This is a genomic window from Parafrankia sp. Ea1.12 (assembly GCF_900465275.1).
Lineage (GTDB): Bacteria > Actinomycetota > Actinomycetes > Frankiales > Frankiaceae > Parafrankia > Parafrankia soli.
Genome location: NZ_UBIZ01000418.1, coordinates 15,159 through 30,615, shown reverse-complemented (window position 1 = coordinate 30,615; position 15,457 = coordinate 15,159). Strand labels below are relative to the sequence as shown.

Here is a 15,457-nt window from a genome sequence, read left to right as displayed (position 1 = left end):
CGATGCGGCAACACGGGCGGCAGACCCCCAGCTCACCCCGCCCCAGCAGGCCAGTTCAAACGCCGCCTGACACTCCCCTGGAGGGGTCGGTGTCGGTCTCTCCGCGACGTCGGCGTTCGGCCTGGTAGGCGGTCTAGGCCCGTTCCCCCTGATCGGTGGAGTACCACGGGGTGCCGGTGCGCTCGCGGAACGCGGCGAAGGTCAGATCTGGTTCGGCCATCCGCCGGCGGCGTTCGGCACGGGGGTCCTCGCCGACCGCGGCGGTCTGCAGGTCGGTGACGCGGCGGGCGCGGGTGAGTTCTTCGACGTCGTAGGCGGTCCGGCGCCGGATCGCCGCGACCCGCGGCAGCCGGACTGCGACGACACACGTGTCTGGCCAGTCGTCCTGTGGCATTGCGCCTCAGGTTCCGGGGGCGGGCTCGCCGTTGACCAGAACCGTGATTCCCTTGCCGAGGAACGACACCAGCCCGGCGATCCCGGCCGACTCCGGCAGCGGTGACGGGTAGTACCAGGCGCCGTCCGTGATCACCTCGCCGCCACCACGCACCGTGTAGTACGACGCCTGGCCCTTGTAGGCGCACACCGTGTGCGTCCCGGAACCCTCCAGGGCCTCGGCCCGGACGTCCTCGAGCGGGATGTACCAGCGGGGCGGCAGGGACGTCTCGAAGAGCTTCACCGCGCGCGTGGTCCGGGCCACCGCCTCACCACCCACCAGCACCTCGACCTGGTCGGAGGCGCGGCGGGTGTCCACCCGGTGGTAGGGGTCCCTGGGGTGGCCGAAGACCTGCTCGTCCTCCTCGTACCAGGCGTCCAGGCGGTCGAAGTAGAACGCCGCCAGCCCCGCTATGGGCGGGGCGCCCGGCACCGGCTCGGGGTAGGACCACAGCACGTTCTCCTCGACCCGGTCGCCGACCCGCAGCGTCCAGTACGAGGCGGTGCCCTTGAACGGGCAGTAGGTGTGGTGATCGGTCGGCTCCAGCAGGTCCTGCCGGATGTCCTCGAGCGGGACGTACCAGACGCCCAGATGGTTGGTCTCGTACAGGATCCTGGCGCGACGGGTGTCGAGCACGGTCTGGCCGGCGAGCTCCGCCCGGACACGCTGCGCCACGTCCTCGAGGTAGAGGACGTGCGCGGGCGCGGCGGTCTCCAGGTCGAAGTTGAAGGTGCCGGCTCGGTGGCTGGCGAACGGGCCGGATCCGAGAGTCAGGCTCATGCCAGGCCCAACACGGCGGGTTCGGCACACCTTCCTGCCGTTCCACCGCCGCGGCGAACGACATCTACATGATCCGCCATCATGACCACGCGCGGCCTCGGTGGACGACCACCGGACACCCCCGGCACGACGTACCGACCACGGCTCCGGCCGTCGTGGCGGCTGGTTGTCCGGTTCGCTACAGTTCCAGACGTTGCGAGGGGGGAGATCACCCAGAGGAGTCTCCATGGCCCCGGTCCGTAAGACCGTCGCCAGCGCAGCTGCCACGGTCGCCCTGCTGGCGGCCGTCGCGTCCTGCCGGCCGGCCCCGGGCGGTCCACCAGGTGGTGGGTTCCCGGTGCCGACAGCAAGCACGAGCACGTCGCCCACGGCCACGCCGACGTCGTCGGCGCCGCCCACGGTGACACCGCCCCCGTCGACACCGACGGCGGCGCCCACCACCACGGCGCCCACACCGCCGGCGCCGACCACGGCACCGCCGTCCACCCGGCCGCCCCGGCCGACCGATCCGCCGGTTCCCACGAACCCGCCGGTCACGTCCGCTCCGCCGGCCCCGCCGGGGACGAGCCCTCAGGCCGACGAGGTCGTCCGGCTCACCAACGTCGAACGCGAGAAGGCCGGCTGCGGACCGCTCGCCGTCGACACCCGTCTCACCGCCGCGGCGCAGGCGCACACCGCGGACATGGCGGCGAACGACTACTTCAGCCACGACGGCCAGGACGGCAGCTCGCCGGGCGACCGGACCAGGGCGGCCGGCTTCCCGTCGGGCTTCGTCGGCGAGAACATCGCCGCCGGGTCGACCACGCCGGCCGCGACCCTCCAGATGTGGATGAACAGCTCGGGGCACCGCGCGAACATCCTCAACTGCGGCTACACCCACATCGGCGTCGGCTACGCCCAGGGCGGCTCGTACCGCTACTACTGGACGCAGGACTTCGGGAAGCTCTGACCCCGGTCTCCGTCCAGGGACCGCCGGAGCCCAGGGACCGCCGGAGCGCCAAGGCCCCGGCGGTCCCTGGGCTGCGGGCGTCGACGGTGGCCGATCGACGCCGGCCGGGGTGGCCGAAAGTCGATGCGGTGGCCCGCCGGGCGGCCGAGGTCGTAGACCTCGGAGGGATGCGGCGGCGCCGGATGGCTGCGTGCTCTTCGCCTCGTGATCGGCACGACGGCGGACGAGCACGGCACGGTCGACGACCGGGCCGGGCGGCGGCGCGGCCGGCCGCGCGGGTTACCCGGGCGCAGCCCGGTGGACGCGCTGGGCCTGCGGCGGCTGCTGCGCGCCGTCCGCTCCCTGGACGAGCCCGGCCCGCCGGATGTCGGCCTGGTCGACGATCCCCGGTTCCGCTGGGCTGCTGCCCGGCGCGCTGATCGAGCCCGCGGACGGGCCTGCGAACGAGCCTGCGAACGGCTCCGCCCGGTCGCCTGGCCGCACGGCGCGCGACTGGGTGGTCGACGCCGTCCTGTTCGCGTTCTCGGTGGTCTGCGGGCTGCTACTGGTCGAGCAGGCCTCGCGGCGGGCCGACGTCCCGGATCCGCTGGTGCTGGTCGATCTTGTCGTGGGCCTGGCGCTGTGCGGCCTGCTGTGGTGGCGGCGGCGCCGGCCGGTGACGCTGCTCCTGCTGAGCTGGCCCACCGGGCTGTTCTCCACCACAGCGTCGGCCGCGTCGGTGGTTCTGTTGTTCACCGTGGCCGTGCACTGCCGGCTGCGCACGACCTTCCTGCTGGCGGCCGTCTACTGGACGCCCGGCCTGGTGTACTTCGCGATCTGGCCGGATCCCGACCTGCCCTACGCCGGGGCGGTCGTCTTCCTGATCGTCATGCTGGCGCTGACGGTCGGCTGGGGGGTGTTCGTCCGCTCCCGGCGCCAGCTGCTGCTGTCGCTGCGCGAGCGGGCCCGGCTGGCCGAGGCCGAGCAGCGGCGCGGGGTGGCCGCGGCCAGGCAGCTCGAGCGCACCCGGATCGCCCGCGAGATGCACGACGTCCTGGGGCATCGGCTCTCGCTGCTCACGATGCACGCCGGGGCGCTGGAGTTCCACCCGGGCGCGCCACCGGAGCAGATCGCCGGTGCCGCCGGGGTGATCCGGGAGAGCGCCCACGAGGCCCTGCGGGATCTGCGGGCGGCGATCGGGGTGCTGCGCGAGGGCCCCGAGGACCCGGCGGCCCGGCCCCAACCGGCCCTGGGCGACCTGCCCGAGCTGGTGGACGAGTGCCGCCGGGCCGGCATGGAGATCCGGACCTACATTCACCTGGTCGAGGCGGCGAGCGCCCCCGCGATGATGGCCGGCAGCGCCTTCCGCATCGCGCAGGAGGGGCTGACCAACGCCCGGCGGCATGCCCCCGGCGCACCGGCCCGGCTGATCATCGACGGGTCACCCGCCGACGGACTGCACCTCGAGATCCGCAACGCCCGCCAGCCCGGCTCCGAGCCGCCGTCCCGGACCGGGCTGCCGTCCTGGGCCCGGCCGGCCGGGACGGGGCTGCTCGGTCTCGCCGAGCGGGCCGCGCTGGTCGGCGGGCGGCTCGAGCACGGCCCGACCCCCGAGGGCGAGTTCCGGCTCTACGCGTGGCTGCCCTGGGAGGGATCTTGACCACCGGTCCGTCCGACGGCGACGCGCCCGTCCGGGTCCTGGTCGTCGACGACGACGCGCTCGTCCGCTCCGCGCTGGCGATGATGTTCGACGGCGCCGACGGCGCGTGCATCGTCGGCGAGGCGACCGACGGTGACGAGGTCGCCGCGGCCGTCGACGCGCTGCGCCCGGACGTCGTCCTGATGGACATCCGGATGGCGCGGATGGACGGGCTGCGGGCCACCGAGCTGCTGCTCGCCCGCGACCAGCCGCCCCAGGTCGTCGTGCTGACCACCTTCGACGCGGACGACCAGGTGCTGCGCGCGCTGCGGGCCGGCGCGAGCGGCTTCCTGCTCAAGGACACTGCGCCGGCCGAGATCGTGCGGGCGGTGCTGCGGGTGGCGGCCGGGGAGCCGATGCTCTCCCCCACCGTCACCCGCCAGCTCATCGCCCGGATCGCGGTGGTGGAGGCCGCCCCGCCACCGGCCACCCCGCCACCGCCCGTCGCGGCACAGGCCGTGGCAGCGGAACGCTCGGCGGCCCGCCGCACGGCTGCCCGCCGGGCCGTCGCCCAGCTCAGCGCGCGGGAGCGGGAGGTGGCGCTGGCGGTGGGCCGGGGCCTGTCGAACGCGGAGATCGCCGGCGAGCTGTTCATGAGCGTGGCGACGGCGAAGTCGTATGTCTCCCGGCTGCTGACCAAGCTCGACCTGAGCAACCGGGTGCAGCTCGCCCTGCTCGTCCACGACGCCGAGGAGCCCGCGGGATGACCGACGAGCGGGCCGGGTTCGCTGTCGAGGTCACCGACCTCACCGTGCGGCGCGGCGGGTCCCGTCTCGTCGACGGGGTCTCGTTCGCACTGCGTCCGGGGGTGGTCGCCGGACTGCTGGGCCGCGGCGGCGCGGGGAGGTCCACGATCCTGGCGATCCTGGCGGCCTACGGGCGGCCGAGCGCTGGCACGGTGCGCGTCGACGGCGCCGACCCGTTCGAGGACCCGCGCCTGATGAGCGAGATCTGCCTGGTCCGCGAGCAGGCGGACGTCGAGCGTTCGCTGCCGGTCGGCGAGGCGCTCTCGATCGCCGGTGACCTGCGCCCGCGTTGGGACGCCGCCCTCGCCGCCCACCTCGCGGCGCGGTTCGGCCTGGACCGGCGGGCCAAGGTCCGCGATCTCTCCCGGGGCGGTCGCACCGCCCTGTCGCTGGTCATCGGGCTGGCCGCCCGGGCGCCGCTCACGATCTTCGACGAGCCGCATCTGGGCCTGGACGCCCCGTCGCGGGCCGCGTTCCACGAGGAGCTGCGCGCCGACCACCGGCGCCATCCCCGCACGGTCGTGCTCTGCACCGACCTGATCGACGAGATCGCCCCGCTGCTCGAGGAGGTCGTGATCCTCGACCGGGGACGGCTACTCCTGCACACCACCGCGGACGAGGCCCGCGCGCTGGGCCACGAGATCACCGGGCCGGTGGACGCGGTCGGGGCGCTGGTCGGCGACGCGCGGGTCCTCGCCCGGCGCCAGCTCGGGTCGACCAGGTCCACGACCGTGCTCGGCCCGATCCCGCGGCTGGCGGAGGCGCCACGGGAGGTCGAGATCGGCCCGGTCTCCCTGCAGGATCTGGTCAGCCACCTCACCGGCGGGGAGACGACGCGACGATGAACGATCTCATGGTCCCGGGACCGGTCGCACCACCGGCGGCGCGGCGCGGCGGCGGGCCGGCCCCGCTGGTGCACACCGCGGCGGTGACGACCGGTGGCACGCTGGCCTGGGTGGGCTGGGTGTGGCTGCTGGCGGCGCTCGGCTACGGCGCCGCGGTCGCCGTCATATCGTTCGTCGGCGAGCGGGACACCTCGCTGTGGCAGGTGGCCGTCGCCACCTGGCAGCGCTGGCTGATGCTGGCCGCCGGCACGACCATGACCACGACGTTCGCGCCGATGCTCATCACCAACGGCGTCACCCGGGCTCGGCTGGCCCGTTCGGTGGTCGTGTGCGCGGTGGCGGTCGGCCTGCTGGGCGGGCTCTTCCTCGGGGCCGGGTTCGCCGTCGAGAGCGTGGTCTTCGCCGGGTTCGGGTGGCCGCGGGCGCTGTCGAACGGGGTCTCGTTCGACAGCGCCGCGGCGGTGTGCCGGCTCGGCGCGGCCTACGGCCTCGGTCTCTCGGCCTGGTTCGTCTCCGGCTGGCTGGCCGGGCTGGCCCGGCACGTGCGCGAGTCGGCGTTCGCGATCCTGCTCGTCCCGGCGCTGGTGCCGGCGGTGCTCGCCGAGGGGCTCGTGCTCGGCGGTGTCGGCGCCTTCGTTCTGCCGTTCATCCCCGACTGGCGGTTCCCGTTCGCCGTGGGCGCGCCGGTCGTCGTCACGGTGCTGGGCCTGGCCTGCGTGGCCGGCGTGCGCGCGTCCAGGGAGATCAGCCTCGTCCACCGGTGACGGCGTCCACCGGTGACGGCGTCCACCGCTGACTGCGTGCGCTGCGCCCGCTGGCGCACGATGCGCCCCGCTGGCGCACGATGCGCCCCGCTGGCGCACGATGCGCCCCGCTGGCGCACGATGCGCCCCGCTGGCGCACGATGCGCCCCGCTGGCGCACGACGCGGCCCGCTGGCGCTCGACGCGGCCCGTGCTCAGTGTTCGACGTGGCCCAGCGGCCGGCCGGGGGCGATCCTGTCCCGCAGCGCGCGTTTGACGGCGGACGGCTCGGGGAAGCCCTGCTCGCCGCGGTCCCAGATCACCTCACCGCCCAGCCGGACGGTGAACACCCCACCGGTGCCGGGCACGAGGGCGACCGCGCCGAGATCCGCCTCGAACGTGGTCAGCAGCTCCTGGGCGAGCCAGGCCGCCCGCGGGAGCCATCTGCACCGGGTGCAGTACTCGATCTCGACCCGGGGCCGTGTGCCGGCCGAGCCGTCAGTCTCCACGGCGCTCACCCCCGCTGTGGTCCATACCCGCCACGCGGGCGGTCAGGCGCCGAGCATCGCCAGCCACTGCCGGGAGCTGGTCGGCCGGAAGACGTAGTTCATCTTGCGCACCACGCCGAGCTCCGCGGCGGACTCCGCCGAGTACCGGTGACCCGGGTAGACGGTGACGTCGTCGGGCAGGGCGCCCAGGCGGCGCAGGCTGTCGTACATCGCCGCGGCGTCCCCGCCCGGGAAGTCCATCCGCCCGCAACCCTCGAGGAACAGAGTGTCCCCGGCGACGAGCCGCCCGTCCACGAGGAAGCACTGGCTGCCCGGGGTGTGACCGGGGGTGTGCAGCAGGCGGATGTCCACCGCGCCGACGGTGACCACGTCGTCGTCGCCGTGCTCGACGAGCTCGGCGGCCCCCACGCCCGTCCCGCGCCGCACCCACTCGGCCTCGTCCCGCTGCAGGTGGATCGGGACGGACGTGCGCTCCAGCAGCTCGCGGATCCCCTCCAGCTCGATGCCGAAGGCCGTGCCGCCGACGTGGTCGGCGTGGTGGTGGGTGACCAGCGCCCCGGTCAGCCGCATGTCGTCGGCGGCCAGCACGTCGAGCAGGTCGCCCACCCGGTAGGCGGGGTCGACCACGACGGCCTCGCCCGTCTCCCGGTCACCGATGAGGTAGACGAAGTTGACCATCTGGGTCGCGGCGGGATCACCCACCGCGAAGTCACGGCCGGACAGCAACTGGCGGAAGTACAGGCGATCGCTCACACCGCGAGCCTACGGAGCGCCGGGCCCGCACTCCAGAACCGGTGGAGCGGGCGGACCGTCACCCACCACGTGCCATCGCGGGGCGGGGCGGTGTGGGCCGAGGCTGGTGAGCCCCGCACGCCGGTCGAACCGACACCAAACAAAAATAAACTCACTCAACAAAAGATGTATTGAAATCACGCCGAACCTACGATGAGGTCATTCGTCTCCGGCCTGCGGAGGTGGACCGACGGGGACCTCGGCACGTTCCGTTCGGCGTCGCCCGCGCGTGACGCCCTGGGTGGCCTATCTCGTCGGCGGTGTCGGATACTTCGTCCTGTACACGCTTTTCGTGGCACACGAGATCGGAGCGGGCACGATCCTCACCCGCGCGGGCGTGGACGTTCCCGTCGGCCCGGAGACGCAGGTGGCCCTGCGGTGCCTGCTGACCGCGTCGACCGTCGGAGCGATCGCCCTCGGCGTGCGGAGGTGGCGCCCCGAGCCCCGCGCGCCGTGGGTGCTCCTTGCCGTCACCCAGGGCCTTTACACCGTCGCCGACGCCATCTTCTATACAAATCTCATCGTATTTCACAATTCAACATTTCCATCGCTGGCCGATCTGTTCTACATCGGCCGCTACCCGTTCGCGATCGCGGCGCTGGCACTTCTGTTCCGGCAGCGGGCACCCGGCCGCAATCTCTCGGCGGTGCTGGACACGACGTCCATCGCCGTCGCCGTGTCACTGTTGTACTGGCTCTATGTGATCACACCCTACGAGCGGGCGGCCTCAGGGCAGCTCGCCCAGCTGGCCTCGGTCGCCTTCCCCGTGATGGACCTCGGCCTGCTCGTCATGTCGCTGATACTGGTGCTCGCGCCCGGCCGCCGGCCGGCCTCGTTCGTCCTGCTGGTCGCCAGCCTGGTGGTCACCCTGGCCTCCGACATCCTGTACACCATCTCGGCGCTGGGCGGCAGGTACGTCGTCGCGGACGTCACCGAGTCCCTCTGGGCCCTCGGGGACGTGCTGGTCGCCGCCGCCGCGCTGCACCCGTCGATGGCGGACCTGTCGTGCTCCCCGCAGGCCGACGACCGACGGCTCGCTCCCGGCAGGCTCGCCGCACTGCTGGCGGCCGCGCTGATCGCTCCGGTGCTCCTGCTGGTCGAGGCGGACCGGTCACCCACCCAGATCAGGATCATCGCGGTCGCCTCGGCCGCGCTCGCCCTGCTCATCGTGGCGCGACTGGCCGCGCTGGTCGCCGAGCAGCGCCGGCTCGCCACCACCGACGTGCTCACCGGGCTGCGCACCCGGCGGTTCCTGCAGAACCAGCTCCCAGCCGCGGTCAGCCGCGCGGACCGGTCCGGGCAGCCCTTCGCGCTGCTCCTCGTGGACGTCGACAACTTCAAGTCGATCAACGACCGGTACGGCCACCCGTGCGGGGACACCGCCCTCGCGGAGATCGGCTCCCGGCTGGCCGCGGCCAGCCGGCCCGGCGAGCTGCTGGCCCGCTTCGGCGGTGAGGAGTTTGCCCTGCTCGGCCCCACCGTGGGGCCGGAGACCGTCGGCGAGCTCGCCGAACGGCTGCGGCGCAACGTGGCCCACGACCTGATCGAGCTCGACAGCGGGGCCCGGCTACGGGCCGCCGTCTCCGTCGGCGCCGCCGTCTACCCGGTGCACGCGCACGACCAGACGGACCTGCTGATCGCCGCCGACCGCAACCTGTACGCCGCGAAGGCGGCGGGCCGCAACCGGGTCGTGATCGGTTGCGGCGCGGTGATCGAGTCCCGGAGAACCGCGGACGACCCGGCCGCGCCGCCGCCCCGTCACAGCTGACCGCCCCGTCACAGCTGATCTGCGATGTCCGCCAGCAGGCGCCGCCGGCTGCGCGCGCCGACCAGCTTCGTGACCGTCTCGCCGCCCCGGACGACCACCAGGGTCGGCATGGCCAGCACACCGTAGGCGATCGCCGTCTGCGGGCTGGCGTCGGCGTCCACCTCGACGACCCGCAGCCGGTCGGCGAGGTCGGCCGCGATCTGGGCGAGGACCGGCCGCATCATCCGGCACGGCGGGCACCACTCTGCGGAGAAGTCGACGAGGACGGGTAGCGGCGACCGCAGGACGATCTCGTCGAACGTGGTGTCGTCGGCGTGCCACACGGTTCCGGCGGACGCGGCCGGCGCCGACCGGTCCTGGACATCGGACGTGATCATGATCAGCTCCTTCGTGGTCATCGGGTCTGCGGTGGGTAGAGCGAGCACCCCGGGACACCCTGCGGCGGCACTGCCGGCCGGGGCGGGCCGTCAGCCGGTTCGGCTCCGGGCGGCTCGGCCGTGTCCCGCGCCATCGCGAGCTGGGCGGCGAGCCGTTCGCGGGAGCGCAGGAGCCGGGCGACGTAGTCGTCGATCTGGGCGATCTTGCGCCGGTAGCCCTCGATCGAGTCCGGGCAGGAGGCCGCCGTCTCGTTCCCGGCCCGCAGGCACTCGACGAACGGACGGGTCTCCTCCAGCGCGAACCCGTCCGCGAGCAGCGCCCTGATCTCCTCGACAGCTCGCAGGTCCGCGTCGCTGTAGTCCCGGTAGCCGTTGGCCAGCCGCCGGGCGGCGAGCAACCCCTGGTCCTCGTAGTGCCGCAGCGCCCGGGGACTCGTCCCCGCCCGTCGTGCCAGCTCACCGATGCGCATCCCGACCTCCTCCGCACCGACGCTAGACGTTGACGTCCGTGTGAAGGCAAGCTCTGTCTCCGCCCCCGCGGGTGCGCGCCCGCCCGGTGATCCGCCCGAGTGCCCGGCCCGTCAGGAGTGGCGGGCGCGGTGGGCGGCGGCGCGGGCACGGTTCCCGCAGGCCCGGTCCGAGCACCACCGGCGGCGTCCCGGCCGGGACGTGTCCAGGAACAGCAGTGCGCAGTCGTGGCTGGCGCACTCGCGTACCCGGGTGATGTCCGGCCCGCCCAGCAGGTCGACGGCGTCGCGGGCGACGGTCGCGAGGGCGTCGGCGGCGGGACTGCGCCCCGGTCGCAGCTCGACGGATCGCCGCGCGGTGAGCTGGGGGGCGAGTCCGCCCCGGCGGGCGTGGGCGTTGATGACCCGACGGTCGCCGTCCACGCCCGGCTCGTCGCGCGTACCGGCCAGCGCGGTGCGGTAGATCGCCTCCCGCAGCCGGCGCGCGGAGCGCAGACCCTCTTCGGTGACGGCCGGCGGGACGTCCAGCAGGCCGGCGGCGACGAACCAGCGCCCGAGGTCGGCGGGCTGGGGCAGCCGCTCGAAGTTGCGGCGCCACCGCTCCCCGACCGTCGCCGTGAACGACAGGCACAGCCGGCCGGACAGGAAATGGAAGTTCATCTCCCAGGCGGGCAGACCGTCGACGACCATCCCGTCCGTGTTGGTTGCCGTCGTCTCCACATAACGACTATAAGTCGTTACATGGAGAGTACGAACAGGGCCGGGATCGTGGACGCGCGCGCCTCGCGGGCCCGGCGCGTCGAGTTCGACCAGGCCGCGCGCGCGTTCACGGACCTGGCCGGTCGGGCGTCCACGAGCGACCTGGCCCTGCCCGCGCTCGGCGTGTGGACGGTGCGGGACCTGCTCGGCCACGCCAGCCGGGCACTGTCGACGATCGAGGCGTACGTACCGTCGACGGCCGTTTCGACCGGCCCGCCCCCGGGCGGCTTCGACCTGACCAGCCCGGCGGACTACTACGTGTCGGCCCGCGCGGTACTCGCCGGCCCGGCCGCGGTGACCGAACGCGGCCGGGCCGCCGGCCGCGCGCTCGGAGCCGACCCGGCCGGCGCCGTGCGGGAACTGGCCGACCGGGTCCTGGCACTGGTGGCGGCGACCCCCGACGACAGCCCGGTCGGCAGCCCGGTCGGCACGATGCCGTTCATCCAGTACCTGCCGACGAGGACCTTCGAGCTGACGGTGCACTGCCTCGACCTGGCCCGGGTGCTGCCCGACCACCACGGCGCGACGCCCGTCCCGGCGCTGGGACCGGCAATCGCGTCGGGCCTGGGGCTGGCGGCCGAGCTGGCCGCCGCCGGCCCGCACCCCGCCGACCTGCTTCTCCTGCTCACCGGACGGACCGGGCTGCGTCCGGGTCTCAGCGCGCTGTGACCAGGGGCCGCGGACCACGGTCAGGCGGCGCACCGACCGGTGGACGCGTCAGTGCCCGGCGAAGAAATCCAGGATGGCGGCCGTCGCCTGGTAGGAGCGGCCGGCCGGGGAGTCGACGCGGTCGGCGAGCGCGTCGGGGCTGCTCGGCCACGCGTGCGTCCCGCCGACGACGGTGTCGAGGACGACCTCGGCGCCGCCCGCGCAGCCGGTGTGGCGCATCCGCTCCACTCCCATCCCGGCCACGGTGCGCAGCACGGCGGGCGCGCAGGCGTATCGGCGTGCGTACTCGTCGATCACCTGGGTCGCGGCCGGGACCCGGGTGGTGGAACCGCTGATCACGCCCCCGGCATACGGCACGGACGGGTCGGCCGTCCCGTGGACCGCCATGGTCGCGGGAGCGGCGCCGGGCGGGCAGGTCGCGAGGCTGGTCGAGGAGACCATCGCGACGCCGGCGAACCGTGGCGCCTGGCGGCACACCAGCGCGGCGGCGAACTCGGCGCCGTTCGAATGCCCCGCGGCGTAGACCCGGCCGGGGTCGAGACACAGGTGGGCACCAAGGTCGTCGAGCAGCGCGGCGACGAAGCCGAAGTCGTCGGCCGCCTCCGGCGCGGCCGGGGTGTTCCAGCGGCGCGGTTCGCCGAGCGCGTCCGGTGTCACGACGACGAAGCCGCGATCGGCACCGAGCCGGCCCATTCCGCTCCGGGCCTCCTGGGTCTCCTTGCTCGCCTTGAAACCGTGGAAGTCGACGACGACCGGCGCCGGGGTCCGTCCGTCGTAGCCGGTCGGCAGGGCGAGGAGATAGGTGCGCTCGGCGGCGTCGTGCGACAGGTGCCGCGGGCCCACGGCAGGCGCGGTGGCGGGGTCCGCCGCGCAGCCGGCCGTGCTCGCCACCGCCGCCCCGGCCGGCGCGGCAGCCCGTCCCGGGGCGGACCGGGCAGGCGGGGACTGGGCGGACGATGCAGGCGTGACCGCTCCCGCGGAACCGGGCTCGGCGGGCCGGCCGCCGCCCGCGCCACACGCGGTCAGACACGCCAGGGCGGCCGTCGCGCACAGGATTCGGCTGATCCACCTGTCACCCGATTTTCCGGCCACGTCCGGACATTACGTCCCATCCCCCGGGGAATGATCCCCCCGGCGAGGACACGAAGCTGACAACAAAGGCAACCTCGGACGAGCCGGCCGCCCGTCGGAGAGCTACATTCGCCGGGTGACGGACCAGGTGACGGGGCCGCCGGGCGCAATGCCCGCGCCGATTCCGGAACAGCCTGTCCGCCCGGACGACGACGTGCCCGAGCCGATTCCGGCGGCGGGCCAACCGATTCCCGCGGGCTCTGTTCCGGCCGGCTCTGTCCCCGCGAGCCCTGTTCCCGCGAGCCCTGTTCCCGCGGGCCATGTGACACCCGGCCAGCTCGCCTACTGGCGGCGTTCCGGCCTGCTTCGCCCCGGCCGCGGCGAGCTGACGCAGGCACGGGCGATCGCGGCACTGCGCCGGGCCGGGCTCAGTCTGCGTCACATCCGGGGGGCCGCCGAGCGGCTGCGCCTCCTGCCCGGCGCCGAACCGGCCGCCGGCTGGGATCCCGCCCGCCACGGGATGGCGGCCGCCTACGGCGGGGCCGCGGTGCACGCCGGTCGGGCGGAGCCGTCCCAGCTGCGGTTCGCCGTGCACGGCCAGGAGCTCTTCGTGCAGCGCGACGGCGGGGCGTGGGAGGGCGACCGCGCGCCCGGCCAGCTCATCCTGGACGGCGTGGTCCCGTTCGTCCCGGTGGACGGCGTGGCGGTGGGCCCGCTGCCCGGCGGGGTGCCGCCGGGCGGGCCGGACCCGGCCGGCCCCCGGCGGCGGGCGGCCGGCGCGGTGCGCCGGGTCCGCGCCGCCGCGCCGTCCGACCGCGACCAGATCCGCCTGTTCCTGACCCGCGAGCGCGACCTCGACCTCGGCGACTTCGTGATCGATGACGCGACCCGCCCGGACGTCCGCGAGTCACGCCCTCCGGCGTTGCGCGGCGATTCCCGCGCGAACGACGTTTCCGCCACGAACTTCGCTTCCGGCGCAAACATCACGGAGCACCCGGGGCGACCGCTGCACCGGAACTAGACTGACCGCGTGACCGGACGCAGGCGACGCATCGAAACACTCCCGGCAACCCACCCGGCGCGTTGATGGCGGCGGGCGAGAACCCGGCCGGCCAGGCACATCCAGGCTCCGGCGACGGCCAGGGTGAGCGCGGCAACCCCGGCGGCGGGCGCGGTGCCCCCCGGGCCGTGCTGCTGACCGTCGACGACGACGTGAGCGTCTCCCGCGCCGTCGCCCGCGACCTGCGCCGCCGGTACGGCGGGACGTACCGGATCGTGCGTGCCGAGTCGGGGGCGCAGGCGCTGGAGGCGCTGCGCGAGATCAAACTGCGCGGCGACGCGGTCGCCGTCCTGCTCGCCGACTACCGCATGCCCGGGATGAACGGCATCGAGTTCCTCGAGCAGGCGATGGACCTGTTCCCGGCCGCGCGGCGCGTGCTGCTGACCGCCTACGCCGACACCGAGGCCGCGATCGACGCCATCAACGTCGTCGACCTCGACCACTACCTGCTCAAGCCGTGGGACCCGCCGGAGGAGAAGCTCTACCCGGTGCTCGACGCGCTGCTCGACGCGTGGCGCGCCACCGACCACCGGCCGGTCGCCGAGACCAGGGTGGTCGGGCACCGCTGGTCGGCCCGCTCGTACGAGGTGCGCGACTTCCTGGCCCGCAACCAGGTCCCCTACCGCTGGTATCTGGCCGACGAGCCGGAGGGCGCGCGGCTGCTCACGGCCGCCGGCGCGGACCCGGAGTCGCTGCCCTGCGTCATCACGACCGACGGCTCGGCGCTGACCGACCCGACCGACACCGAGCTCGCCGCCCAGGTCGGTCTCGCGACCGCCCCCACCGGCGACTTCTACGACCTCGTCGTGGTCGGCGGCGGCCCGGCCGGCCTCGGCGCGGCGGTGTACGGCGCCTCCGAGGGCCTGCGGACGGTGCTCCTCGAGCGGCACGCGACCGGCGGCCAGGCCGGCCAGAGCTCGCGGATCGAGAACTACCTGGGCTTCCCGGACGGCGTCTCCGGCTCCCAGCTCACCGACCGGGCCCGCCGCCAGGCCGTGAAGTTCGGCGCCGAGCTGCTCACCGCCGCCGACGTCGTGACACTGGAGGCCGCCGGTCCGGCCCGCCGGCTGCTCCTCGCCGACGGCGGCCAGATCGACGCGCACACGGTGATCCTCGCCACCGGCGTCTCCTACCGTCAGCTCGCCGCCCCCGGCCTGACCGAGCTGACCGGCCGGGGCGTCTTCTACGGCTCCGCGCTGACGGAGGCGCCGAGCTGCTCCGGCCAGGACGTCTACGTCGTCGGCGGGGCGAACTCCGCCGGCCAGGCCGCGATGTACTTCTCCCGGCACGCCCGCTCGGTGACGATGCTGGTGCGCGGCAAGTCGCTCGAGGCGTCCATGTCGCACTACCTCATCCAACAGATCACGGCCGTGCCGACGATCACGGTCCGGGTGTGCACCGAGGTCGTCTCCGCGCAGGGCACCGACCACCTGGAGAGCCTCGTCCTGCGGGACAACAGCACCGGTCAGACCGAGCAGGTCGACTCCCAGTGGCTGTTCGTCTTCATCGGTGCCGCCCCGCGCACCGACTGGCTGGACGGCGTCGTCGTGCGCGACGAGCACGGGTTCGTCGTCGCCGGGCCGGATCTCGTCGTCGACGGGCAGCGTCCGTCCGGCTGGGATCTCGACCGCGACCCGTACCACCTGGAGAGCAGCGTGCCAGGCGTGTTCGTGGCCGGCGACGCGCGCGCCGAGTCGGTGAAACGGGTGGCCTCGGCCGTCGGCGAGGGGGCCATGGCCGTCGCGCTCGTGCACCGTTACCTCGCGAAGCGCTGATACCTCGCGAAGCGCTGACCCGAGCAGCGCTGACCAC

The 15,457-nt window shown here is 74.2% G+C and carries 17 protein-coding genes; 9 read left to right on the top strand and 8 right to left on the bottom strand.

Annotated elements, in window-relative coordinates; genetic code table 11:
- Positions 1–133 precede the first annotated feature (133 nt).
- Positions 134–394: a hypothetical protein gene (locus FMEAI12_RS36705; protein ID WP_112107998.1), complete on the bottom strand. Its 261-nt coding sequence runs from the start codon at positions 392–394 to the stop codon at positions 134–136.
- A gap of 6 nt (positions 395–400) precedes the next feature.
- Positions 401–1,213, bottom strand: coding sequence for a DUF427 domain-containing protein (locus FMEAI12_RS24550; protein WP_112107997.1), 813 nt, complete (start codon positions 1,211–1,213; stop codon positions 401–403).
- 226 nt (positions 1,214–1,439) lie between these two features.
- On the opposite strand from FMEAI12_RS24550, the gene FMEAI12_RS24545 reads away from it, so the two are divergent.
- The 5 genes from FMEAI12_RS24545 to FMEAI12_RS24525 all read left to right on the top strand — a co-directional run bounded on the left by FMEAI12_RS24545 (position 1,440) and on the right by FMEAI12_RS24525 (position 6,195).
- Positions 1,440–2,162, top strand: a complete 723-nt coding sequence (locus tag FMEAI12_RS24545; RefSeq protein WP_235014430.1) for a CAP domain-containing protein — start codon at positions 1,440–1,442, stop codon at positions 2,160–2,162.
- A 364-nt stretch (positions 2,163–2,526) separates the two neighbouring features.
- Entirely contained in the window at positions 2,527–3,801 is a 1,275-nt protein-coding gene (locus tag FMEAI12_RS24540) for a sensor histidine kinase (protein ID WP_235014428.1), read from the top strand.
- The gene (locus FMEAI12_RS24535) at positions 3,798–4,547 is read left to right on the top strand and encodes a response regulator transcription factor (protein ID WP_112108006.1); all 750 of its coding nucleotides are present in this window, start codon (positions 3,798–3,800) and stop codon (positions 4,545–4,547) included. Before FMEAI12_RS24540 ends, FMEAI12_RS24535 begins: the two co-directional genes overlap by 4 nt.
- The gene (locus FMEAI12_RS24530) at positions 4,544–5,431 is read left to right on the top strand and encodes an ATP-binding cassette domain-containing protein (protein WP_112107996.1); all 888 of its coding nucleotides are present in this window, start codon (positions 4,544–4,546) and stop codon (positions 5,429–5,431) included. The genes FMEAI12_RS24535 and FMEAI12_RS24530 overlap by 4 nt, the downstream gene beginning before the upstream one ends.
- Positions 5,428–6,195 carry a hypothetical protein gene (locus FMEAI12_RS24525; RefSeq protein ID WP_112107995.1) on the top strand — a complete coding sequence of 256 codons (768 nt, stop codon included), beginning with the start codon at positions 5,428–5,430 and terminating at the stop codon, positions 6,193–6,195. The genes FMEAI12_RS24530 and FMEAI12_RS24525 overlap by 4 nt, the downstream gene beginning before the upstream one ends.
- Before the next feature lie 193 nt (positions 6,196–6,388).
- Here FMEAI12_RS24525 and FMEAI12_RS24520 read toward each other — a convergent pair whose 3' ends face one another.
- On the bottom strand, positions 6,389–6,682 hold the full coding sequence (locus FMEAI12_RS24520; protein WP_071062607.1) for a SelT/SelW/SelH family protein: 294 nt from the start codon (positions 6,680–6,682) through the stop codon (positions 6,389–6,391).
- Positions 6,683–6,724: 42 nt separating this feature from the next.
- On the bottom strand, positions 6,725–7,435 hold the full coding sequence (locus FMEAI12_RS24515; RefSeq protein WP_071062485.1) for an MBL fold metallo-hydrolase: 711 nt from the start codon (positions 7,433–7,435) through the stop codon (positions 6,725–6,727).
- A gap of 268 nt (positions 7,436–7,703) precedes the next feature.
- On the opposite strand from FMEAI12_RS24515, the gene FMEAI12_RS24510 reads away from it, so the two are divergent.
- Positions 7,704–9,242: a diguanylate cyclase gene (locus tag FMEAI12_RS24510; RefSeq protein ID WP_131624593.1), complete on the top strand. Its 1,539-nt coding sequence runs from the start codon at positions 7,704–7,706 to the stop codon at positions 9,240–9,242.
- An 8-nt stretch (positions 9,243–9,250) separates the two neighbouring features.
- Here the strand turns inward: FMEAI12_RS24510 and FMEAI12_RS24505 are convergent, their stop codons facing one another.
- The 3 genes from FMEAI12_RS24505 to FMEAI12_RS24495 form a co-directional block, all read right to left on the bottom strand.
- Positions 9,251–9,619 (bottom strand): co-chaperone YbbN, encoded by a 369-nt coding sequence (locus FMEAI12_RS24505; RefSeq protein ID WP_112108005.1) that lies wholly within the window; start codon positions 9,617–9,619, stop codon positions 9,251–9,253.
- A gap of 17 nt (positions 9,620–9,636) precedes the next feature.
- The gene (locus FMEAI12_RS24500) at positions 9,637–10,089 is read right to left on the bottom strand and encodes a MerR family transcriptional regulator (protein WP_112107993.1); all 453 of its coding nucleotides are present in this window, start codon (positions 10,087–10,089) and stop codon (positions 9,637–9,639) included.
- 111 nt (positions 10,090–10,200) lie between these two features.
- Positions 10,201–10,806 carry an ABATE domain-containing protein gene (locus tag FMEAI12_RS24495; RefSeq protein ID WP_200835405.1) on the bottom strand — a complete coding sequence of 202 codons (606 nt, stop codon included), beginning with the start codon at positions 10,804–10,806 and terminating at the stop codon, positions 10,201–10,203.
- A gap of 21 nt (positions 10,807–10,827) precedes the next feature.
- Between FMEAI12_RS24495 and FMEAI12_RS24490 the strand changes: the two genes are divergently transcribed.
- Complete coding sequence (locus tag FMEAI12_RS24490) at positions 10,828–11,514, top strand: maleylpyruvate isomerase N-terminal domain-containing protein (RefSeq protein ID WP_160144317.1); 687 nt, start codon at positions 10,828–10,830, stop codon at positions 11,512–11,514.
- A gap of 48 nt (positions 11,515–11,562) precedes the next feature.
- On the opposite strand, the gene FMEAI12_RS24485 is transcribed toward FMEAI12_RS24490, so the two are convergent.
- A complete protein-coding gene (locus FMEAI12_RS24485) occupies positions 11,563–12,405 on the bottom strand; it encodes a PHB depolymerase family esterase (protein ID WP_235014426.1) in 843 nt (280 codons plus the stop codon).
- 502 nt (positions 12,406–12,907) lie between these two features.
- Between FMEAI12_RS24485 and FMEAI12_RS24480 the strand changes: the two genes are divergently transcribed.
- Positions 12,908–13,606, top strand: a complete 699-nt coding sequence (locus FMEAI12_RS24480; protein WP_071062497.1) for a hypothetical protein — start codon at positions 12,908–12,910, stop codon at positions 13,604–13,606.
- A 65-nt stretch (positions 13,607–13,671) separates the two neighbouring features.
- Positions 13,672–15,420 (top strand): FAD-dependent oxidoreductase, encoded by a 1,749-nt coding sequence (locus tag FMEAI12_RS24475; RefSeq protein ID WP_200835404.1) that lies wholly within the window; start codon positions 13,672–13,674, stop codon positions 15,418–15,420.
- Positions 15,421–15,457 lie beyond the last annotated feature (37 nt).

What these genes read in the sequence shown, in the direction of transcription:
- FMEAI12_RS24530 (WP_112107996.1), top strand. Translation starts at nt 4,544, where the DNA reads ATGACCGACGAGCGGGCCGGGTTCGCTGTCGAGGTCACCGACCTCACC.
- FMEAI12_RS36705 (WP_112107998.1), bottom strand. Translation starts at nt 394, where the DNA reads ATGCCACAGGACGACTGGCCAGACACGTGTGTCGTCGCAGTCCGGCTG.
- FMEAI12_RS24525 (WP_112107995.1), top strand. Translation starts at nt 5,428, where the DNA reads ATGAACGATCTCATGGTCCCGGGACCGGTCGCACCACCGGCGGCGCGG.
- FMEAI12_RS24550 (WP_112107997.1), bottom strand. Translation starts at nt 1,213, where the DNA reads ATGAGCCTGACTCTCGGATCCGGCCCGTTCGCCAGCCACCGAGCCGGC.
- FMEAI12_RS24540 (WP_235014428.1), top strand. Translation starts at nt 2,527, where the DNA reads ATGTCGGCCTGGTCGACGATCCCCGGTTCCGCTGGGCTGCTGCCCGGC.
- FMEAI12_RS24475 (WP_200835404.1), top strand. Translation starts at nt 13,672, where the DNA reads ATGGCGGCGGGCGAGAACCCGGCCGGCCAGGCACATCCAGGCTCCGGC.
- FMEAI12_RS24490 (WP_160144317.1), top strand. Translation starts at nt 10,828, where the DNA reads ATGGAGAGTACGAACAGGGCCGGGATCGTGGACGCGCGCGCCTCGCGG.
- FMEAI12_RS24505 (WP_112108005.1), bottom strand. Translation starts at nt 9,619, where the DNA reads ATGATCACGTCCGATGTCCAGGACCGGTCGGCGCCGGCCGCGTCCGCC.
- FMEAI12_RS24500 (WP_112107993.1), bottom strand. Translation starts at nt 10,089, where the DNA reads ATGCGCATCGGTGAGCTGGCACGACGGGCGGGGACGAGTCCCCGGGCG.
- FMEAI12_RS24545 (WP_235014430.1), top strand. Translation starts at nt 1,440, where the DNA reads ATGGCCCCGGTCCGTAAGACCGTCGCCAGCGCAGCTGCCACGGTCGCC.